21 protein-coding genes and 2 tRNA genes are annotated in these 20,007 nt (G+C 74.0%); 10 read left to right on the forward strand and 13 right to left on the reverse strand.

Annotated features, from left to right (window positions below; all coding sequences use genetic code 11):
* Positions 1 to 167: 167 nt before the first annotated feature.
* On the forward strand, positions 168 to 2,006 hold the full coding sequence (locus tag GV155_RS18465) for a phosphoenolpyruvate carboxykinase (GTP) (protein WP_160010349.1): 1,839 nt from the start codon (positions 168 to 170) through the stop codon (positions 2,004 to 2,006).
* A gap of 121 nt (positions 2,007 to 2,127) precedes the next feature.
* On the forward strand, positions 2,128 to 3,135 hold the full coding sequence (locus tag GV155_RS18470) for a LuxR family transcriptional regulator (RefSeq protein WP_160010351.1): 1,008 nt from the start codon (positions 2,128 to 2,130) through the stop codon (positions 3,133 to 3,135).
* A gap of 216 nt (positions 3,136 to 3,351) precedes the next feature.
* Here GV155_RS18470 and GV155_RS18475 read toward each other — a convergent pair whose 3' ends face one another.
* From GV155_RS18475 to GV155_RS18485, 3 genes are all read right to left on the reverse strand, one after another.
* Positions 3,352 to 3,489 (reverse strand): hypothetical protein, encoded by a 138-nt coding sequence (locus tag GV155_RS18475; RefSeq protein WP_160010352.1) that lies wholly within the window; start codon positions 3,487 to 3,489, stop codon positions 3,352 to 3,354.
* A 175-nt stretch (positions 3,490 to 3,664) separates the two neighbouring features.
* Positions 3,665 to 3,757, reverse strand: a tRNA-Ser gene (locus GV155_RS18480).
* 50 nt (positions 3,758 to 3,807) lie between these two features.
* Positions 3,808 to 4,269, reverse strand: a complete 462-nt coding sequence (locus GV155_RS18485; protein ID WP_160010354.1) for a hypothetical protein — start codon at positions 4,267 to 4,269, stop codon at positions 3,808 to 3,810.
* Positions 4,270 to 4,345: 76 nt separating this feature from the next.
* On the opposite strand from GV155_RS18485, the gene GV155_RS18490 reads away from it, so the two are divergent.
* Positions 4,346 to 4,434: transfer RNA gene (locus GV155_RS18490), tRNA-Ser, on the forward strand.
* Positions 4,435 to 4,481: 47 nt separating this feature from the next.
* Here the strand turns inward: GV155_RS18490 and GV155_RS18495 are convergent.
* Genes GV155_RS18495 through GV155_RS18505 form a run of 3 tightly spaced genes read right to left on the reverse strand, consistent with a single transcriptional unit; the run spans position 4,482 to position 6,561 of the window.
* Complete coding sequence (locus tag GV155_RS18495; protein WP_160010356.1) at positions 4,482 to 4,718, reverse strand: biotin/lipoyl-binding carrier protein; 237 nt, start codon at positions 4,716 to 4,718, stop codon at positions 4,482 to 4,484.
* 35 nt (positions 4,719 to 4,753) lie between these two features.
* Positions 4,754 to 5,752: a hypothetical protein gene (locus tag GV155_RS18500; RefSeq protein WP_160010358.1), complete on the reverse strand. Its 999-nt coding sequence runs from the start codon at positions 5,750 to 5,752 to the stop codon at positions 4,754 to 4,756.
* A gap of 11 nt (positions 5,753 to 5,763) precedes the next feature.
* Positions 5,764 to 6,561 (reverse strand): carbon-nitrogen hydrolase family protein, encoded by a 798-nt coding sequence (locus GV155_RS18505; RefSeq protein ID WP_160010360.1) that lies wholly within the window; start codon positions 6,559 to 6,561, stop codon positions 5,764 to 5,766.
* A gap of 25 nt (positions 6,562 to 6,586) precedes the next feature.
* Between GV155_RS18505 and mobA the strand changes: the two genes are divergently transcribed.
* Genes mobA through GV155_RS18520 form a run of 3 tightly spaced genes read left to right on the forward strand, consistent with a single transcriptional unit; the run spans position 6,587 to position 8,793 of the window.
* Entirely contained in the window at positions 6,587 to 7,180 is a 594-nt protein-coding gene (mobA, locus tag GV155_RS18510; RefSeq protein ID WP_236554420.1) for a molybdenum cofactor guanylyltransferase, read from the forward strand.
* Between the two features lie 10 nt (positions 7,181 to 7,190).
* The gene (locus GV155_RS18515; protein ID WP_160010364.1) at positions 7,191 to 8,189 is read left to right on the forward strand and encodes an NAD(P)H-quinone oxidoreductase; all 999 of its coding nucleotides are present in this window, start codon (positions 7,191 to 7,193) and stop codon (positions 8,187 to 8,189) included.
* Positions 8,190 to 8,232: 43 nt separating this feature from the next.
* Complete coding sequence (locus GV155_RS18520) at positions 8,233 to 8,793, forward strand: bacterial proteasome activator family protein (RefSeq protein WP_160010366.1); 561 nt, start codon at positions 8,233 to 8,235, stop codon at positions 8,791 to 8,793.
* A 12-nt stretch (positions 8,794 to 8,805) separates the two neighbouring features.
* On the opposite strand, the gene GV155_RS18525 is transcribed toward GV155_RS18520, so the two are convergent.
* Genes GV155_RS18525 through serS form a run of 4 tightly spaced genes read right to left on the reverse strand, consistent with a single transcriptional unit; the run spans position 8,806 to position 12,405 of the window.
* The gene (locus GV155_RS18525) at positions 8,806 to 9,450 is read right to left on the reverse strand and encodes a hypothetical protein (RefSeq protein WP_160010368.1); all 645 of its coding nucleotides are present in this window, start codon (positions 9,448 to 9,450) and stop codon (positions 8,806 to 8,808) included.
* Positions 9,444 to 10,259 carry an HAD family hydrolase gene (locus GV155_RS18530; protein ID WP_160010370.1) on the reverse strand — a complete coding sequence of 272 codons (816 nt, stop codon included), beginning with the start codon at positions 10,257 to 10,259 and terminating at the stop codon, positions 9,444 to 9,446. Before GV155_RS18530 ends, GV155_RS18525 begins: the two co-directional genes overlap by 7 nt.
* 2 nt (positions 10,260 to 10,261) lie before the next feature.
* Positions 10,262 to 11,140, reverse strand: a complete 879-nt coding sequence (locus GV155_RS18535; protein WP_160010372.1) for an HAD family hydrolase — start codon at positions 11,138 to 11,140, stop codon at positions 10,262 to 10,264.
* Positions 11,137 to 12,405, reverse strand: coding sequence for a serine--tRNA ligase (gene serS / locus GV155_RS18540; protein ID WP_160010374.1), 1,269 nt, complete (start codon positions 12,403 to 12,405; stop codon positions 11,137 to 11,139). The genes GV155_RS18535 and serS overlap by 4 nt, the downstream gene beginning before the upstream one ends.
* A 120-nt stretch (positions 12,406 to 12,525) precedes the next feature.
* Between serS and GV155_RS18545 the strand changes: the two genes are divergently transcribed.
* Entirely contained in the window at positions 12,526 to 14,100 is a 1,575-nt protein-coding gene (locus GV155_RS18545) for a diacylglycerol kinase family protein (protein WP_236554421.1), read from the forward strand.
* An 18-nt stretch (positions 14,101 to 14,118) separates the two neighbouring features.
* On the opposite strand, the gene GV155_RS18550 is transcribed toward GV155_RS18545, so the two are convergent.
* Complete coding sequence (locus tag GV155_RS18550) at positions 14,119 to 14,847, reverse strand: AAA family ATPase (RefSeq protein WP_160010376.1); 729 nt, start codon at positions 14,845 to 14,847, stop codon at positions 14,119 to 14,121.
* A gap of 10 nt (positions 14,848 to 14,857) precedes the next feature.
* Entirely contained in the window at positions 14,858 to 16,504 is a 1,647-nt protein-coding gene (locus GV155_RS18555) for an MFS transporter (protein ID WP_160010378.1), read from the reverse strand.
* Positions 16,505 to 16,582: 78 nt separating this feature from the next.
* Between GV155_RS18555 and GV155_RS18560 the strand changes: the two genes are divergently transcribed.
* A complete protein-coding gene (locus tag GV155_RS18560; RefSeq protein WP_160010380.1) occupies positions 16,583 to 17,428 on the forward strand; it encodes a MarR family winged helix-turn-helix transcriptional regulator in 846 nt (281 codons plus the stop codon).
* A 15-nt stretch (positions 17,429 to 17,443) separates the two neighbouring features.
* On the opposite strand, the gene GV155_RS18565 is transcribed toward GV155_RS18560, so the two are convergent.
* The gene (locus GV155_RS18565) at positions 17,444 to 17,848 is read right to left on the reverse strand and encodes a DUF4446 family protein (protein ID WP_160010382.1); all 405 of its coding nucleotides are present in this window, start codon (positions 17,846 to 17,848) and stop codon (positions 17,444 to 17,446) included.
* A 23-nt stretch (positions 17,849 to 17,871) separates the two neighbouring features.
* Between GV155_RS18565 and GV155_RS18570 the strand changes: the two genes are divergently transcribed.
* Positions 17,872 to 18,711, forward strand: coding sequence for a prephenate dehydratase (locus tag GV155_RS18570; RefSeq protein ID WP_160010384.1), 840 nt, complete (start codon positions 17,872 to 17,874; stop codon positions 18,709 to 18,711).
* Between the two features lie 43 nt (positions 18,712 to 18,754).
* The gene (locus tag GV155_RS18575; protein WP_160010386.1) at positions 18,755 to 19,981 is read left to right on the forward strand and encodes an arginine deiminase; all 1,227 of its coding nucleotides are present in this window, start codon (positions 18,755 to 18,757) and stop codon (positions 19,979 to 19,981) included.
* Positions 19,982 to 20,007: the final 26 nt, after the last annotated feature.

The raw sequence follows: 20,007 nt of genomic DNA on the forward strand, positions 1-20,007 counted from the left end.
GAATCCGGGTCCGGACCCGCCGGTCGTTGATCGATCCAATGTCGCGGCGCGGTGACCCGCGGGTAACCTCGCGTCGAAATAGTCGGAGTCCGAACAATTACCACCGACGACGACACCACCGCCACTGCGCAGCGGCTGCGGCGAGATCACGGGAGAGGGATGAAGGCATGACCGCCACCCAGGAGTCCAGCACCAGCGCCACCGGCCACCCGACCACGCACCAGGGGATCATCGACTTCGTCGAGGAGGTCGCGGCGATGACCACGCCCGACCGCGTCTACTGGTGCACCGGATCCGACGAGGAGTGGACCGAGCTCACCGCGGCCCTGGAGTCGACCGGCACCTTCACCCGGCTGAACCCGAACATCAAGCCGAACTCCTTCCACGCGGCCTCCGACCCGATCGACGTCGCGCGCGTCGAGGACCGCACCTACATCTGCTCGGTCGACGAGAAGGACTGCGGGCCCACCAACAACTGGATGGACCCGGAGGAGATGAAGGAGCGCATGCGCGGGCTGTACGCCGGCTGCATGAAGGGCCGCACGATGTACGTCATCCCGTTCGTGATGGGCCACCTCGACGCCGAGAAGCCGATGTTCGGCATCGAGGTCACCGACTCCGCCTACGTCACCGCCTCGATGCGCGTGATGGCGCGGATGGGCAGCAACGTCCTCGAGCGGATGACCGAGCTCGACGCCGACTTCGTGCCCGCCCTGCACTCCGTGGGCCACCCGCTCGAGCCGGGCGAGGCCGACGTGGCCTGGCCCTGCAACGACACCAAGTACATCGTGCAGTTCCCCGAGGAGCGCGCGATCTGGTCCTTCGGCTCCGGCTACGGCGGCAACGCCCTGCTCGGCAAGAAGTGCTACGCGCTGCGCATCGCCAGCGTGATGGCGCGCGACGAGGGCTGGCTCGCCGAGCACATGCTGATCCTCAAGCTCACCAGCCCGCAGGGCGTCACCAAGTACATCGCCGCGGCCTTCCCCAGCGCCTGCGGCAAGACCAACCTCGCCATGCTCGAGCCGACCATCCCCGGCTGGACCGTCGAGACCCTCGGCGACGACATCGCCTGGATGCGCGTCGGCGACGACGGCCGCCTCTGGGCGGTCAACCCGGAGTACGGCTTCTTCGGCGTCGCCCCGGGCACCAACGAGCACACCAACCCGAACGCGATGAAGACCATCAACAAGGGCAACTCGGTCTTCACCAACGTCGGGCTCACCGAGGACGGCGACATCTGGTGGGAGGGCCTGGAGAACCCGCCGGCGCGCGCCACCACGTGGAAGGGCGAGGAGTGGACGCCCGAGAAGGCCGAGGAGGGCCTGCTCACCAGCCACCCGAACTCGCGCTACTGCACCCCGATCAAGCAGTGCGACATCCTCGCCGACGAGTACGACGACCCGCGCGGCGTCCCGATCGACGCGATCCTCTTCGGCGGCCGACGCAAGACCACCGTCCCCCTGGTCTTCGAGGCCCGCGACTGGAACCACGGCACCTTCCTCGGCGCCACGCTGTCCAGTGAGACGACCGCGGCCGCGGTCGGCCAGGTCGGGCTCGTGCGCCGCGACCCGATGGCGATGCTGCCGTTCATCGGCTACAACGCCGGGAACTACTTCGACCACTGGATCTCGATGGGCAAGGACCACGACGCGGCCAAGCTGCCGAAGATCTTCTACGTCAACTGGTTCCGTCGCGACGAGGAGGGCGGCTTCCTGTGGCCCGGCTTCGGCGAGAACAGCCGCGTGCTGAAGTGGGTCGTCGAGCGCATCGACGGCCAGGCCGCCGCGGTCGAGACCGCGATCGGGCACGTGCCGACCCCGGAGTCGCTCGACACCGACGGCCTCGACATGACCGAGGAGCACCTGCGCGACGCGCTCGCGGTCGACCCGGTCGAGTGGCGCGCCGAGCTCCCCGAGATCCAGGAGTGGTTCGAGAAGTTCGGCGACGACCTCCCCACGGTCCTGTGGACCGAGCTGGACGGGCTCCGCGCCCGCCTCGACGCCTGACCCCGTACGCCCGCAGCACCCCGGGCCCCGTCCGCGAACAGCGGGCGGGGCCCGGGTGCGTGTGGGACGATGACGACGCCCCCGACGGCTCCCTGACGGTGGCCGGAAGGAGTCCCCTCGCGTGACCAGCTACGGCCCCGAGGAACGCGCGCTCTTCGAGTCCGAGGCGGCCGCCCTCTTCGCCGAGATCGTCGGCACCGGTGGCATCGCCCACGACGACCCGCGGATCGCCCTCGGCGGCGCCCGGCACCCCGCCTTCGAGCTGCTCCTCGAGCTCGGCCTGCTCCAGCTCGACCGTGAGGGCACCAGCTACCAGCCCCAGGACCCCAGCGCGATCCAGTCCCGCGTGGTCTCCCCGCTCTCCCAGGAGGGCTCCCGGCTGCTCGAGGAGTCCTCGCAGTGGGCCTCGGCCTTCGGCCAGCTGACGCAGACCTGGCGGCGCTCGCCCCGGGCCTCCGACGGCGGGCCGATCACCCACCTGCGCGGCAACGCGATCGGCCCGTTCCTCGCCGGCCTCGTCCAGGAGTGCGAGGAGGAGATGCTCACCGCGCAGCCGCAGACCGGCCGGGACCCGCAGACGCTGGCCTCCGCCGCGCTGCGCGACATCGAGATGCTCGAGCGGGGCTGCACGATGCGCACGCTCTACCAGCACAGCGCGCGCCGGAGCACCGTCACCCACCAGTACGTCTCCGCGGTCACCGAGCGCGGTGCGGAGGTGCGGACGCTGGACGAGTTCTTCAACCGGATGCTCGTCTTCGACCGGCGCGTGGCCGTGATCCCCGGCGACGACGACCTGCGGCTGGCCATCGCCATCCGGGAGCCGTCGGTGGTGGCCTACCTCGTCGACGTCTTCGAGCGGGCCTGGGAGCGGGGGCGGCCGTTCACGAACCGCGACACCGCGATGATGAAGGACATCGCCGCCGAGCAGCGGGCGATGACGATCCGGATGCTGATCGAGGGACACTCCGACCCGGCCAGCGCCAAGCGCCTGGGTGTCAGCCCCCGGACCTATGCCGGCTACGTCGCCGACCTCAAGGCCGAGTGGGACGCCCAGACCCGTTTCCAGCTGGGCTACGTCATGGGCACGAAGGGTGTCTCGGGCCAGGAGCCGTCGCTCGGGGAGGATTGACCAACCCGGCCCGGGACCCGATGATCAGCATCGAAGGCGGTGACTCGAGTCTGGTTCGAGTCACCGCCTTCGCCGTAGGGACCGGCCCTGTCGAGCGCGGGAGCCCCACAATCTGGGGGGGTGGTGAGGCTCCGGTCCCACGTATGTGCGGCGCTCAGCGCGCCGGTCTGTGAGCGATCAGGTCCTGCTGCGGCCCACCCGCAACAGGACCGGGGATCACTTGTTGGTGACGAGGCAGGGACCGCCGCAGCCCCAGCTCGAGTCGCGTGCCTGGGCCGGGGCGGAGACGCCCAGCAGCCCGAGGCTGACGGCCGTGGCGGCGACGGTGATACCGATCTTGCGGGTGATGTTCATGGAGTCTCCTGTGGCTGGTGTCCCGGTGCGGTCTTCCTGACCGCGGTCACAGTCTGCGGGCGCGACCGGAGCCTCCGGGAGCCTCAGAGTGGCTCATGTCTCTGCATTGCAGGATCTTGCAACGCCGAAAAATCACCGGAGCAGCATCCTGCGCCCCCGTGAGGGGGAGCAGGACTGGCGGAGGCGGCGGGATTTGAACCCGCGAGAGGGCATTACCCTCAACCCGCTTAGCAGGCGGGCGCCATAAACCTGACTAGGCGACGCCTCCCCGACAGCGGACACAGGCTACAAGCACCGCCGGGTGACGGCGAATCCGGCTCAGCCCCGGCGCTGCAGCCTGGCCCGGACCTCGCGCACGAGCTCCTCCCGGTCACCGGCCACGGCCTCGACCGGGATCACCGTCTCGCGCCCGTCGCCCAGCCGCAGGACCAGGCACGGGTGGCCGCCGGTGGTCGTGGTCACCACCTCGCGGACCTCCGACCACGCGGCGTCGGTGACGCGCGCGCCACGGACGAGGCGGACGGCGTACCCGGCGTCGTCGAACCGCAGCACCCAGGCCCGCGAGCGGAGCCACCACCCGAGGGCGAAGGCACCGACGACGCCCAGCAGCAGCGGGACCACCAGCAGGTCCCCGTTCAGCCCGAAGGCGTAGACGAGCGCCGTGGTGGCGAAGAGCAGCAGCGCGACCCCGACGAAGGCCGAGCCGACCAGTCGGGCGACCAGGGGCGGCGCCATCCGGTAGACACGCGTGCCGGACGGTGCGGCGCCGGGAGTGCTCATGGCCCCGATCATCCCCGACCGGGCCCGTCTAGACTCCCCCGGGTACGGGCGGCCGGCGACGCCGTGGCGCCCGCACGGAGGGGTGCCGGAGCGGCCGATCGGAACCGCCTTGAAAGCGGTCGCTGGCAGAGATGTCAGCCGCGGGTTCGAATCCCGCCCCCTCTGCCGAGGCCGGCGCTGCGTCCGGTGGTGCGTCCGTGGTGCGTGCCCGGTCAGTCGGCGAGCAGCAGCTCGACCAGGACGTCACCCTCCTGGACGACGTCGCCGGGGGCGACCTTCACCGCGCGGACGGTCCCGGCGTGCTCGCTGGGCACCGGGATCTCCATCTTCATCGACTCCAGCAGCACCACGGACTGGCCGACCGCGACCTCGTCGCCGGGGGCGACCTCGATCTCGAGCACGTTGGCCACCATCTCGGCGAGGACGTGGCTGAGGCGTTCACGGGGCATGGGAGTGAACCTAGTCGTTACCGCCGCGTACGCGGCTACAGCAGCGGCTCGGTGCGGCGGGGCTCCGGCCGGACGGCCAGGCCCTGTTCGGCGGCCCGGCTGCGACGACCCCGGGTGCCGGTGACGGCGAGGTCGACCCGGATCAGCAGGTAGCCGACCACCAGGCCGACCACGAGGCCGTACAGCACCGAGAGACCGCTCTCCAGCAGGGTGACGCCGGGGTTGACCAGCGCGGCGGCGGTGGACGCCGTCGCCGCGGCGCCGAACGCGCAGACCCACCAGCCCTGGCGGCGCCGGGCCCGCATGTGGCACCCCCACGCCAGGGCCGGCACGCCGACGACGGTCTCGATCGGCCGGGGGAAGGCGCCGAGGGTGTCGCGGACCCAGACGACGCCGTCGAGCAGGTTGTCGACGACCGACGGGGTGCCGTAGCGGCGCAGCAGCTCGGCGTAGAGCAGTGTCACGGCGAGCAGCAGCGTCCCGCCGACCACCGCGACCACCCCGCGGCGCCCGAGGCCGTGCAGGCCCGCACCGAGGCGCTGGACCACGGCGACCGTGGCCGCCAGCGCCAGGCCGAGGGTGACGTACTCGAAGCGGGCCAGGGTCAGCGCCGGGGCGTAGCCCAGCGTCGCGAGCGCGCCCACGCCGGCGACCACGACCGCCACGAGGCACTCGCGCGCGGCCTGCCGGAAGCGGACCGCCGGCACGGTGGCCATCACCCCGAGGACGGCCGCCACCACGCAGGTGGCCACGGCCGCGCCGGTGCGCAGCCAGGTCAGGTCCAGCACCACCGCGAGGACCCCGGCGACCAGGGCGACGGTGCCGAAGACGACCGGCCGGCCACCGACGCGGGCGGCCAGCGCCCAGGCGTACGCGGTGGAGACGACCACGGCGCCGGCCCGCGGCAGCTCGTCGGGGCCCACCGGGACCAGGCCGACCACGAGCAGCGCGGCGCCGGCGGCGACCAGCAGCAACCACAGCGGCGCGAGCAGCCGGGGCGAGGTCAGCCGGGATGCGGCAGCGGGGGTGCGCACGTCGTCGAAGGCTACAGACCGGCCGCCGGGGCCCGGACCTGCAGGCGGCGGTTGGCCAGGGAGGGGTTCGTACGGCGCGCCTGCTCGAGGACCGCCCGCTCGAGGACCGCGGTCACCACGGCCGGCTCCGCCTCCGCCTCCCCGAGCACGTCCCCCAGCGGGTCGACGACCATCGAGTGGCCGCTGTAGCGCGGACCCGGCTGTGCGGCCGCCGCCACGAAGACGGTGTTCTCGATGGCCCGGGCGCGCACCAGCGTCCGCCAGTGGTCCACCTTGCGCTCACCGGCCACCCACGCCGACGGGACGACCAGGACCTCCGCACCGGCGTCGACCAGCAGCCGCGCGTGCTCGGGGAAGCGCAGGTCGTAGCAGGTCATCAGGCCGACCACCCAGCCGTCGACCTCGACGACGGCCGGCGTGGTCTCCCCCGCCAGCAGCCGGTCGGACTCGCGGTAGCCGAAGGAGTCGTAGAGGTGGATCTTGCGGTAGTCGGCCTGCGCGGCGCCGCGCAGGACGAGGGTGTTGAACGGCCGGCCGGCGTCGTGGCTGGTCTCGAACATCCCGGCGACCACCGTCGTGGACCGCGCGGCCGCCGCCTCCGCCACGGTGCTCGCGAACGGGCCGTCCACCTGCTCGGCGAAGGCGCTGACGTCGGAACCGGCCGTGCCGAAGTCGCGGGCGAAGGCCTCGGGGTAGGCCACCAGGTCCTGGTCGGCCGGCGTCAGCGCGCGCACCGCGTCCCGGTTCACCGACGGCTCCAGCGAGGCCGCCTCCTGGACGAGGGCCACCCGCAGGCGATCACGACTCATGCGCCCAGGGTGTCAGACTCGGGGCGTGCCCGACCCCCTGCCGACCTACGCCGCCGTGGTGCTCGCCGGCGGCCGCGCGACCCGCCTGGACGGGGTCGACAAGGCCGGGGTCGAGGTCGACGGGCGGACCCTGCTCGCCCGGGCGCTGGACGCCGTGGCCGACGCCGTCGAGGTCGTCGTGGTGGGCGAGAGCGTCCCGACGGCCCTGCCGGCCACCTTCGTGGTCGAGGACCCGCGCCACGGCGGGCCGGTGGCCGCCCTGCTGACCGGGCGCGACGCCCTGCGGGCCGACCCGGCGTACGTCGCGGTGCTCGCCGTCGACATGCCCCACCTGACCCCGGGCACCCTGGACCGGCTCCGCGCCGCCGCGGCGGGCCGGGACGGCGCGGCGCTGACCGACCCGGACGGGCGCCGCCAGCTCGCGCTCGTGCTCGACGTCGCGCGCCTCGACGCCGTCGCCCCGGACCGTGAGGACCGGCACGGCCACCCGGTGCACCGGATGCTCTCCGGGCTCGACCTGGTCGACGTGGCCGCGCTCGGCCGGGAGCACCGCGACGTCGACACGTGGTCGGACCTGCGCGACCTCGCGGGCGAGCCGGGCCCCGACCGCACGCCGTAGGGTCGCCCGCATGCGTGCAGTCGTGACGGACGGGACCGGTGGACCCGAGGTCCTCTCGGTCGGTGAGGTCGACCAGCCCGAGGCGGGCCCCGGCGAGGTGCTGATCGAGGTGCGGGCCACCGCGGTCAACCGCGCCGACACCCTGCAGCGGCGCGGGATGTACCCGCCCCCGAAGGGCGCCTCCGACGTGATCGGCCTGGAGTGCAGCGGAGTGGTCGCCGCCCTCGGTCCCGACGGTGACGGCGGCCCCGTCACCGGGGCCGGCGGAGCCGTCCTGGCCGTGGGTGACGAGGTCTGCGCCCTGCTCGCCGGCGGCGGCTACGCGGCGTACGTCGTCGTGCCCGCCGGTCAGGTGATGCCGGTCCCCGCCGGCGTCGACCTGGTGACCGCCGCGGCGCTGCCCGAGGTCGCCTGCACCGTCTGGTCGAACCTCGAGATGGTCGCCGGCCTCCAGCAGGGCGAGACCCTGCTCGTGCACGGCGGCGCCGGCGGCATCGGCACCTTCGCCATCCAGCTGGCGCACCACCGCGGCGTCCGCGTCGTGGCGACCGCCGGGTCGCCCGAGAAGCTGCAGACGTGCCGCGACCTGGGCGCCGACGTGGTCGTGAGCTACCGCGACGAGGACTTCGTCGAGGTCGTGAAGGGCCTCGGCGGGGCCGACGTCATCCTGGACAACATGGGCGCCTCCTACCTGGGCCGCAACGTCACCGCGCTCGCGACCGAGGGGCGCCTCGTCGTGATCGGGATGCAGGGCGGCGCCAAGGGCGAGCTCGACCTCGGCATGCTGCTCGGCAAGCGCGGCAGCGTCGCGGCCACCTCGCTGCGTGCCCGGCCGGTCCAGGAGAAGGCCGCGATCTGCGCCGAGGTCGTCGCCGAGGTCTGGCCGATGGTCGCCGACGGCCGGATCCGCCCGATGGTGCACGGCACCATGCCGCTGGAGGAGGTCCGCGCCGCCCACGAGCTGATGGAGGCCTCCGGCCACACCGGCAAGATCGTCCTGACGCTCTGAGCGGGTGGGCCCCGGCCCGGGGCCCGCTGGCTAGGGTCGGTCCATGAGCGAGCAGCAGGACCAGCAGGTCGTCGTGGTCGGCCCGGACGGGAAGCCGGTCGGTGCCGGCGGCGAGGGCGAGCGGGCGATCACCGAGCTGGTCGAGCAGCCGGCCAAGGTGATGCGGGTCGGCAGCATGGTCCGCCAGCTCCTCGACGAGGTGAAGTCGGCGCCGCTGGACGACGCCAGCCGGGTCCGGCTCCGCGAGATCCACCAGGCCTCGGTCCACGAGCTCGAGGAGGGCCTCGCCCCCGAGCTGGTCGAGGAGCTGCAGCGCCTGTCGCTGCCCTTCACCGACGACTCGATCCCCTCGGACGCCGAGCTGCGGATCGCCCAGGCCCAGCTGGTGGGCTGGCTCGAGGGTCTCTTCCACGGCATCCAGACCGCGATCTACGCCCAGCAGATGACGGCCAAGGCCCAGATCGAGCAGGTACGCCGGGCGCTGCCCCGCGGCGCCGGCGGTCCGGAGCAGGCCGGTCAGCAGCCCGGCGCGCCGGGTCAGCCCGGCCAGCCGGGTCAGCCCGGCGAGGCCGGGGGCCACGGCAGCGGCGGGATGTACCTGTAGTCCCGCTCCGCGTCAGTCGCCGCGGTTGAGCCGGCGCGTGACCAGCAGGCCGAGCAGCCCCACGAGCACGAGCCCGGCGCCGGGGACCGCAGCCCGGACGAACGGGGTCGGGGTGGCGGTCGACACCGGGGTCAGCGTCGCCGTCGGCGTCTCCGGCGGCACCGGCGGCCGGCCGGAGCCGAGCAGGGTCTCGACCTCGGCCACGAGGTCGGCGTCGGCCAGGGCCGTGCCGCTCTCCCCGTCGGCGAGCAGGACCTCGCCGGACAGGCTGGCGAAGACGACGTACCGCTCACCCTCGTCGAGGGCGCCGAGGCTGCACCGGTCGTTGGTCCGCTGGGTGACCAGCTCGACCTCCTCGGTGTCGATGATCGCGCCGCGGCCGGGCTTGTAGACGCGGTCCACGACCACGGACTGGAAGTAGTCGGTCTCCTGGGCGCTGATCTCGTCGCTGGCCACGCCCCGCACGGTGCCGGTGAAGACGGCCGAGGCCGACTTGGTGGCGTCGGCGAGCGAGGCAGGCGCGCAGGACGTCGGTTCCGTGCCCGTGCCGTCGGTGCCGCCGGTGGTGTCGGTCGCGCCGGCGGCCGGGGCGAGCAGCGCCAGCCCGAGCACCGTCGCCGGGAGGGCGACGCGCAGTGACCAGGGGCGGCTCAGCATGCGCCCATGACAGCAGACGGGAGGTCGAAGAGACCAACCAGGGCACGCGCCACGCCGTCGTCGTCGTGGTCCCCGACGACCTCGTCGGCCGTGGCCCGGACGTCGGGGTGGGCGTTGGCGACCGCGCAGCCGCGGCCGGCCCAGGTCAGCATCGGCAGGTCGTTGGGCATGTCCCCGAAGGCGACCACGTCGACCGCGTCGATCCCCAGACCCGCGGCGAGGTGGGCCAGGGCGACGCCCTTGGTGACACCCCGGGCGCTGACCTCGACCAGCCCGGGCAGCGTCCACGTGGCCTCGGCGTCGTCACCGACGGCCGCCGTCACGGCCTCCCGCAGCGCGTCCGGGTGGGCGCTCTCGTCCTGGACGAGGAGCTTGAGCCCGGGCTCGTCCCACAACCGCTCGGGGTCGTCGACGACGAGGCCCGCCGGAGGGTCCTCGATCTCGGTGTAGGCCGCGTCGCAGACCAGGCCGGAGACCCGCTCCACCCCGAAGCCGGCGCCGGGGACCGCGGCGGCCACCCGGGCCACCACGGCCCGCCCGACGGCGGGGTCGAAGGGCCGCGTCTCGACCGGCCGGTCGCCGGCGACGTCCCAGGTCAGCGCCCCGTTCGAGACGACGGCGAGGCCGTGGGCCCCGACCACCGGCCACAGGTCGAGCATCCAACGGCGCGGGCGCGCGGTGACCAGCACGACCGGGACGCCCCGCTCGTCGAGAGCGGCGAGCACGCGCCGGCTGGCCGCCGACAGCGTGCCGTCCGCGCGCAGCAGGGTGCCGTCGAGGTCGGTGGCGACCAGGCGGGGCGGGGGCACCGTCAGCCCCCGGCGGCGTCGGCGTCGGCGTCGGCGGTGCCGAACCAGCGCTCGAGCTCGCGCGCGGCGCCGTCGTCGTCGACGCCGGCGGTCACGGCGTCCGCGGCCTGGTGCACCACGTCCACGGCCTGGCCCATCGCCACACCGCGCCCGGCCCAGCGGAGCATCTCGACGTCGTTGCGGCCGTCGCCGATCGCCAGCACGTCGGTGGCGGTCAGCCCGAGCGCGTCGACCACGTGGTCGAGGCCGGAGGCCTTCGAGACCCCGGGGGCCGAGAGGTCGAGCCAGGCGGTCCACCCGACGACGTAGTCCGTGCCGTGCAGCCCGAGCTCCTCGCCGAGGCGCACGAAGTCGTCGACGGTCGCGGCGGGGTCGCGGATGATGACCCGGCTCACGGGCGCGGCGACCATGTGCTCGACCGGGGTCGGGATCAGGTCCCCGCTGAGCTCACCGGTCGGGAAGGCCCGGTTGACCCGGTAGCCGACGCCGCGCTCCTCGACGGCCACCAGGGCCTCGGGGTGCAGCTGGAGGATGCGCTGCACGGCGGGGCCGGCGTCGAAGGTCTCCTCCCGCACCACCTCGAGCGGGGGGTAGCGGGTGACCACCGCGCCGTTGCTGGCCACGATCCAGAGCCGGTCGTCGGCCAGCTCGGCCAGCCCGAGCAGGTCGGCCACCCCGGTCATGCCGTGCGGGGAGCGTCCGGAGGCCAGCACCACGTGGGCGCCGGCCCGCGCAGCCCGGCGGACCGCGGCGCGTACCGCGTCCGGGACCTCCTCGAGCGTGGTCCCGGCGCCGGTGATCCAGCGCAGCAGCGTGCCGTCGATGTCGAGGGCGACCAGCCGGGGCCGCCAGCCCGGCTCGCCGGGCGCGGGCGTGCTCATGCGGTGACCGGGGTGAGGACCTCGAGGCCGCCGAGGTACGGCCGCAGCGCCTCCGGGACGCGGACGGAGCCGTCGGCCTGCTGGTGGGTCTCGAGGATGGCCACGATCGTGCGCGGGATCGCGCAGAGCGTGCCGTTCAGCGTGGCGACCGGGCGGGTGCCGTCGGCGTCGCGCAGGCGGATGTCGAGGCGGCGGGCCTGGAAGTCGGTGCAGTTCGAGGTCGAGGTCAGCTCGCGGTAGCGGCCCTGCGTGGGGATCCAGGCCTCGCAGTCGAACTTGCGCTGGGCGGAGAGCCCGAGGTCGCCGGCCGCGGTGTCGATGACGCGGTAGGCCAGCTCGAGCTTGCCGAGGAACTCCTTCTCCCAGTCCAGCAGCCGCTGGTGCTCGGCGTAGGACTCCTCCACGGTGGTGTGGACGAACATCTCGACCTTGTCGAACCAGTGCACCCGGATGATGCCGCGGGTGTCCTTGCCGTGCGAGCCGGCCTCCTTGCGGAAGCAGGGGCTCATCGCGGCGTAGCGCAGCGGGAGCGACGCGCCGTCCAGGATCTCCTCGGAGTGGAAGGCCGCCATCGGCACCTCCGAGGTGCCCACGAGGTAGAGGTCCTGGCCCTCGATCCGGTAGACGTCGTCGGCGGCCTGGCCGAGGAAGCCGGTGCCCTCCATCGCCTTGGGCTTGACCAGCGACGGCGCGATGACCGGGATGAAGCCGGCCTGCTGGGCCTGGTCCATCGCCATCTGCACCAGCGCCAGCTCGAGGCGGGCGCCGTGGCCGGTCAGGAAGTAGAAGCGCGAGCCGGAGACCTTGGCGCCGCGCTCGAGGTCGATCGCGCCCAGCATCCGGCCGAGCTCGACGTGGTCGCGCGGCTCGAAGTCGAACTCGCGCGGCTGGCCGACGTGCTCCAGCACGACGTAGTCGTCCTCCCCGCCGGCCGGCACCTCGTCGGCGGCCAGGTTGGGGATCTCCGTCAGCGCGGTGCGCCACGCGGTCTCGGCCTCGCCCTGCGCGGCCTCGGCGGCCTTGACCGCGGCGGAGAGCGCCTTGGTCCGGGCCAGCAGCTCCTGCTTCTCCTCGCCCTTGGCCTGCGCGACCCGCTTGCCGAGCTGCTTCTGCTCGGCGCGCTTGGCCTCGAAGTCGCCGATCGCGGCCCGGCGGTCGGCGTCGGCGGACAGCGCCCGGTCGACCACCTCGGCGGACAGGCCGCGCTTGGCCTGGGCGGCACGCACTCGGTCGGGGTCGTCTCGCAGCAGCCGGGGGTCGATCATGGCGCCAGGCTATCGGCCGCACCGCGTCGCTCCCGGTCCCGGACCCCACCCCCGGGGCGCCCTATCCTGGCGAGGGCCGCGCGTCCCCCGGCCCTCTCCCCCTGCCCCTCGAGGAGCGTCGTGCTCGACCGACCCCGCAGCCTGCAGCTGAGTGCCGGCGTGGCCTGCCTGCTGCTGCTCGGCCTGCTCGCCCTCGGCGTCCTCCAGGGTTGGGACTGGCTGGCCTCGGTCGACGACGCGGGCAGCCGGGCCGCGGCCTGGACCGCGGACCAGCCGTGGCTGCGCCAGCCGCTGCACGTCGTGGAGCTCGCCTTCGGCACGATCGGGATCACCGCGCTCACCGCGGTGCTCGCGGTGGCGCTGTGGGTCAAGGGACACCGGCGCGCGGCGACGTACGCCGTGCTGGTCGTCGCCGCGACCGCGCTCGCCACGACCGGGCTGAAGCTGCTGGTCGGCCGGGAGCGTCCGCCGTGGCAGGACCCCGAGCTGCTGCTGCTCTCCAAGGCCTTCCCGTCGGGACACGCCTCGTCGATCACCGCGCTCGGCACCGTGGCCCTGGTGCTGGTCTGGATGCTGGTGCGGCGCGGGGGGGTCCGCCGGTTCGCCGCCGTGCTGGTCACCCTGGTGGTGCTCGCGGTCTACGCCGACCGGGTGCTGCTGGGTCGTCACTACCCCAGCGACGTGGCCGGCGGGCTGCTGCTCGGCCTCGGCCTGGCGCTGGTCGGCCTGGTCGTGCAGGACCCGCTGCCGCGCAGCCACGCCCGCGGGAGCGAGCCGCTGCCGGTCGCCGGCCCCACCACCCGTGACCTCGCCGTGGTGCTCAACCCCAGCAAGGTCGAGGACGAGCAGGCGTTCCGCACCCTGGTCACCTCGATGGCGCTGGCCGCCGGCTGGTCCGAGCCGCAGTGGTTCCTCACCACGCCCGAGGACTCGGGCACGGGCCAGGCCGAGGCGGCCGCGGTCGCGGGTGCCGACCTGGTCGTCGTCTGCGGCGGCGACGGGACCGTGCGCGAGGTCTGCGCCGAGCTGGCCGGCACCGGCGTCCCGGTCGGGATCATCCCGGCCGGCACCGGGAACCTGCTGGCCCGGAACCTGGCCCTGCCCCTCTACATCCGCGCGGCCGTCGACATCGCGCTGACCGGGCAGGACCAGGCCGTCGACCTGGTCGAGGTCTCGGGCGACGACCTCGAGCGGACCCACTTCATGGTGATGGCCGGGATGGGCTTCGACGCCGCGATCATGGAGGGCGTCAACGACAACATCAAGAAGCGCGTGGGCTGGCTCGCCTACGTCCTGTCGGGCCTGAAGGCGCTGATGTACCCGGCGGTGAAGGTCCGGATCTCGGTCGACGGCGGCGAGCCGGTGGAGACCCGTGCGCGCACGATCGTGGTCGGCAACGTCGGGCACCTCCAGGCCGGGATGCCGCTGCTGCCCGACGCCCGGATCGACGACGGCCAGCTCGACGTGGTGCTGCTGCACCCGCGCCGGTTCCTGTCGTGGATCCCGCTGGCGATCCGCGTGATCCTGCGCCGCCGCCACGTCGACGACCTGGTCAACCGGATGACCGGGCGGACCGTGGTGATCCGCACCGACGTGGAGACCCCGCGCCAGCTCGACGGCGACGTGATCGCGCCGGGACGCGAGCTGCGGATGGAGTGCCTCCACGGCCGGGTGCTGGTGCGCGTCCCGCGCTGAGCCGGGGCCGGAGGCGGCTCAGTCGTCGTCGAGCAGGTGGCGCAGGTAGCGCTGCGGCTCGTCGAGGTAGCGCCGCCAGTGCTCGACCAGCTCCAGGTCCTCCCAGCGGGTGCGCCGGTAGCCCCACTCGCCCACCTCGAGCAGCGTCGCGCCGGGCATCGCGGCCAGCACCGGGGAGTGCGTCGCGCAGAGGACCTGGCCGCCGCGGTCCGCGACGTCCTGCAGCGCCGCGATCAGGCCCAGCGTCGCCGAGAAGGAGAGCGCGGCCTCGGGCTCGTCGAGGCAGTAGAAGCCGGGTGAGCCGAACCTGCTGCGCAGGACGGCGAGGAACGACTCGCCGTGGCTCATCTCGTGGAAGGCCGGGTCTTGGGGGCCGCCGAGACCCTCGAGGTGGGTGAACCACCCGTGCATCGTCTCGGCGCGGAGGAAGAACCCCCACCGACGGCTGCCGAGCCCGCGCTGCAGGCGGAGCGCGTCGCCGAGGGGGGACTCCGAGCGGCGGGTGCTGTGCACGCTGTTGCGGGTGCCGCCCTCGGGCGAGAGGCCGTACGCCATCGCGACCGCCTCGACCAGCGTCGACTTGCCCGACCCGTTCTCCCCCACGAGCAGCGTCACGCCGGGGTCCAGGCGCAGGCCCTCGCGGTCCAGCTGCGCCACCGCCGGGACCGTCATCGGCCACTCATCGGGATCCGGGCGCCGGGTCCGGTCCACGGTGACCTCGACGACCGGCGGCTGGTCGAGGTCCATGCCGCGCAGGCTAGGCGGTGGCGCCGACACCGTCCCGCTGCTCGGGCCCGTCGGCCGGCGGGGCGGCCGGGGCCGGGCCCTGGGCGACGAAGTCCTTCTGGCGGATCAGGACCAGGCAGAGCAGGCCGGCGACCAGCGCGATCACCGCGGCGATCAGCAGGATGTGGTCGAGGGCGTCCACGACGGCGGTGGTGCCGACCTGGGTGACCAGCTCGCGGGCGGCCTCGGCCCGACCCCCCGGGGCCGCCGCTGCCGCCGCGTCGGCGGCGACCTGGACCTGGCCGCCGGAGAGGGCCGCGGTCAGCGGGTCCAACGCGGCCGCGGGGACCTGCGCCTGCAGCCCGGACGTGGCGTCGGCGGCGATCTCGCGGCTGAAGATCGAGCCCAGCGCGGCGATGCCGGTGGCGATCCCGACCTGACGGAAGGTCGAGTTCACCCCGGAGGCCATCCCGGAGCGCTCGACCGCGACCACGCCGACCGCGGTGGAGGCCAGCGGCGGGTTGATCATCCCGATCCCGACGCCCGCGACGAGCAGGCCCGGGATCAGGTGGGTCCAGTCGTCGCCCACGCCGATCATCAGCGCGAGGCCGCCGGCGGTGAGCAGGAAGCCCGGGGCGATCAGCCACTTGGTGGGGACCTTCTCGGTCAGCCGGCCCGCGATCGCGGCCGCCACGAAGGAGGCCCCGGAGAGGAACAGCAGGCGTACGCCGGTGCCGACCGCGGAGTAGCCGAGGACGTTCTGCAGGTAGATCACCAGGTAGGCCAGCACCGAGAAGATCGACGCGGACACCCCGAAGGCCGCGACCAGGCCCCCGGTGAAGGTCGGCTTGCGCAGCAGCGCCAGGTCGAACATCGGCTGCGACTGGAGCAGCTGGCTGACCACGAAGGCCGTCATCATGACGGCGGCGACGACCAGGCAGCCGACGACGAGCCCGTCGGACCAGGACCGCTCGCCGGCCTCGATCAGGCCCAGGACCAGCGCGGCCAGCGCGGTGCTGAAGGTGACGAACCCGATCCAGTCGGGGCGCCCGGCGTACGGGTTGCGGGACTCGCGGACCTTGGCCAGCGTCAGGACGACGGCGCCGACGCACAGCGGGACGTTGACCCAGAAGATCCAGCGCCAGGACAGGCCGGTGGTGAGCACGCCGCCGAGGACCGGGCCGACCGCGACGGCCACGCCGGTGACGGCGCCGAAGACGCCGAAGGCGACGCCCCGCGCGCGGCCGGTGTAGGTGCTGGCCAGCAGGGCGAGGGCGGTCGCGAACATGGCGGCCCCGCCGATGCCCTGGAAGGCGCGGGCGAGGGTCAGGAACAGCACGTCCTGGGCGACGCCGCAGGCCGCGGAGCCCAGCCCGAAGAGGACGATGCCGATCACGAAGACCTTGCGGCGGCCGTACAGGTCGGCCAGGGAGCCGGCGGTGAGCAGCAGCGCGGCCAGGCTCAGGGCGTAGGAGTCGATCACCCACTGCAGGTCGGCGATCGAGGCGTCGAGCTGGCTCTGGATGTCGGGCAGCGCGACGTTCACGATCGTGATGTCGAGCAGCAGCATGAAGACGCCCGTGGCGACCGCCACCAGCGTCCACCACGGGGAGCCGGCCGGCGTGTCGGTGGCGTCGGTGGCGTCGGGGGTGCGCGGGGTCTGGTCGGGGTCGGGCATGGGGATGACGATCCACCCGGAGCGGGATATGGTCAAGGGGTTAACGATCAACGTCTTGCCTACAGTGAGGAGGGACACGTGCTGGAGGTGCTGGCCGCCCTGCCCGGACACCTGCTCTTCCGGGCGCGGATGCGGGTCGCCGCCGAGCTGGCGGCCGTCCTGCCGGCGGACGTCGACGTGCACGGCTTCGCCGTCCTCCACGTCCTGGGCGACGGCCGGGCCCGCTCCCAGCAGGACCTGGCCGAGGCGGTGGCCGTCAGCGGGACGACCCTGGGCACCGTGGCCGCGGCGCTGGTACGGCAGCGCCTGGTCGCCCGGGTGCGCAACCCCGCGGACCGCCGCTCGTGGCTGCTCACCCGCACCCCGGCGGCCGACGACGCCCTCCGCGCCTGGGGCGCCCACGTCGACGAGGTCGTGCGGCGGCTGACGGCACCGCTCGGGACGAGCGGCGCGGCCGAGCTGCGCGACCTGCTGCACGCGGTGGCCGACCCCCACCTGCCCGCGCCGGTGCCGCCCGTCCTGCGGGCCAGCACCGGCTTCCTGGTCACCCGCGTGCACGAGCGGGCGCACCGGGACTTCCTGGAGGCGCTGGCCCCCGTCGGGTTGGAGCCGCGGCACTTCGCGGCGCTGGTCGTCCTCGCCGAGACCGGACCGGTCCCCCAGGCCGACCTGGCCCGCCACCTCGGGCTCAGCGGGGCAAGGGTGGTCCAGATCGTCGACGGGCTCGAGGAGCGCGGGCTGGTCAGCCGGCGGGCCGCGGCGGGCGACCGTCGTACGCACCTGCTGCACCGCGAGGCCGGCGCGGACGCGGCCACGGACGCCGCGCGCGCGGTCGGCGCGCGGGCGATCGAGGACCTGCTGTCGCCGTTGTCCGCGGAGGAGCGGAGCCGGCTCAGCGCGCTGCTGCGGGCGTTCGTGTCCTAGCCCGGAGTGGCTGGGTCAGGCGCGGGCGTGGTCGACCGACTCCTGCTCCTCCGGGGAGAGCGGCTGGTCGCAGGTCCAGGCGGCGATGTTCTTGGCGTAGGTGCGCGCCTCGCTGCGGCCGTGGATCGAGGTCAGCACCACGCCGTGGCCGGCGTCGTCGAGCAGGGCCAGCGACCACGACAGGTGCCCGCCCATGTCGCCGAAGGCGTCGTATCGCACGACGGCGAGGTTGCGCAGCGCGGCGCGGCCCTCGGCGGCCAGCGCGGCGACCTCCTGGCGGAGGCCGTGGAGGTCCTCGGGCAGCGCGTCGACGCCGCCGCCGCGGGGACGCGCGGTCCGCCGCAGGGCGACGACCGCGAAGGCGAGGGCGACGGTGGCGAGGAGGGCGACCACGGCGGTGAGCAGCGACAGGACCAGCACGTCGCCGACCCTAGACTGAGCCGGTGACCAGGACGGGACGCATCGCCTACCAGGGCGAGCCGGGCGCCAACTCCCACGCGGTGTGCGCGCACCACTACCCCGACCTGGAGCCCGTGCCGTGCGCCTCCTTCGAGGACGTCTTCGCCGCGGTCGACCAGGGCACCGCCGACCTGGCGATGATCCCGATCGACAACTCGATCGCCGGCCGGGTCGCCGACATCCACCACTTCCTGCCCGGCTCGGGCCTGCACATCGTGGCCGAGCACTTCTGGCGGATCCAGTTCGTGCTGCTCGGGGTGCCCGGGGCGACGACCGACGGCCTGCGCACGGTCCACAGCCACGTCCACGCGCTGGGCCAGTGCCGCAAGGTCATCCGGGAGCTCGGCCTGACGCCGCTGATCTCCGGCGACACCGCGGGCGCCGCCCGCGAGATCGCCGAGGCCGGCGACCCCACCCAGGCCGCGATCTCCCCCCGCCTGGCCGCGGAGATCTACGGCCTCGAGGTGCTGCGCGAGGACGTCGAGGACGAGGACCACAACACCACCCGCTTCGTGGTCCTCTCCCCCGACCTCGTCGAGGCCGAGCCCGGCCGCGGCCCGGTCGTGACCAGCTTCGTCTTCAACGTGCGCAACATCCCGGCCGCGCTCTACAAGGCCCTGGGGGGCTTCGCGACCAACGGCGTCAACATGACCAAGCTGGAGAGCTACATGGTCGACGGCCAGTTCACCGCCACCCAGTTCCTCGCCGAGGTCGACGGCCACCCCGCCGAGCCCGGGCTCGCGCGGGCGCTGGAGGAGCTGCGGTTCTTCACGCACGAGATCAACGTCCTGGGCGTCTACCCCGCCGACGCCTCGCGCCGCTGAGGCGGCGCGCCGCCGAGGGCCCCGCTGGCCCTAGGCTGCGCCCATGACGGCTCACGCGCCCACCGGCGCCGACAGCGAGGTCGGGACCCTCCGTACGGTGCTGCTGCACCGGCCGGGTGCCGAGCTGCAGCGACTGACCCCCGGCAACAACGACCGCCTGCTCTTCGACGGCATCCCGTGGGTGGCGCGCGCCCAGGAGGAGCACGACGCGTTCGCGCAGGCGCTGCGCGACCGCGACGTCGAGGTGCTCTACCTGACCGAGCTGCTCACCGAGACCCTCGACGACCCCGACGCCCGGGCGACCGCGATCGGCACGGCGCTCTCGGGCCTCGACCTCGGCGACACGATGCGCGGCTACCTGGCCGGCAAGCTGGGCGACGCCACGCCCGCCGAGCTGACGCACTACCTGACCGCGGGCATCCGCAACGACGAGGTGCGCGGCGGGTTCGGCCTGGTCACCTCGCTGCTGCCGCACGACGCGTTCCTCATCGACCCGCTGCCGAACCTCCTCTTCACCCGCGACTCCAGCTTCTGGGTCCGCGACCGGGTCGCGATCACCTCGCTGGCGATGCCGGCGCGCAAGCGCGAGACGCAGCTGACCGAGCTGGTCTACAGCCTGCACCCGCGCTTCGACGCGGCCCCGCGCATCCACGGCCACCAGCTCGAGCACGTCGAGGGCGGCGACGTCCTGCTCCTCGCCCCCGGCGTGATCGCGGTCGGCGTCGGCGAGCGGACCACGCCCGCGGGCGCCGAGCGGCTGGCCCGCCAGGTCTTCGAGGGCGGCCTGGCGCACACCGTGCTCGCGGTCCCGATCGCCCAGGAGCGCGCGACCATGCACCTCGACACCGTCTGCACGATGGTCGACGTCGACAAGGTCGTGATGTACCCCAACGTCGCCGACTCCCTCACCGCCTACGCCGTGACCGACGCCGGCCGCGCCGACGACGGCAGCCTCCTGCTCGCGGTCGCCGAGGCCGAGCCGTTCCTGGTCGCCGCCGCCCGGGCGATGGGCATCGACCGGCTGCACCACATCGACACCGGGCTCGACCCGGTCACCGCCGAGCGCGAGCAGTGGGACGACGGCAACAACACCCTCGCCCTCGCCCCGCGGGTCGCGGTCGCCTACGAGCGCAACACCGAGACCAACGCCCGCCTCGAGGAGGCCGGGATCGAGGTCGTCCGGATCTCCGGCTCCGAGCTGGGCTCGGGCCGTGGCGGGCCGCGCTGCATGAGCTGCCCGATCGAGCGCGACGCGTTGCCGCGCGGCTGAGCGCCGGCCGCCGACGTCCAGCGGTG

The sequence above is a fragment of the Nocardioides sp. AX2bis genome (assembly GCF_902506435.1).
GTDB lineage: Bacteria > Actinomycetota > Actinomycetes > Propionibacteriales > Nocardioidaceae > Nocardioides.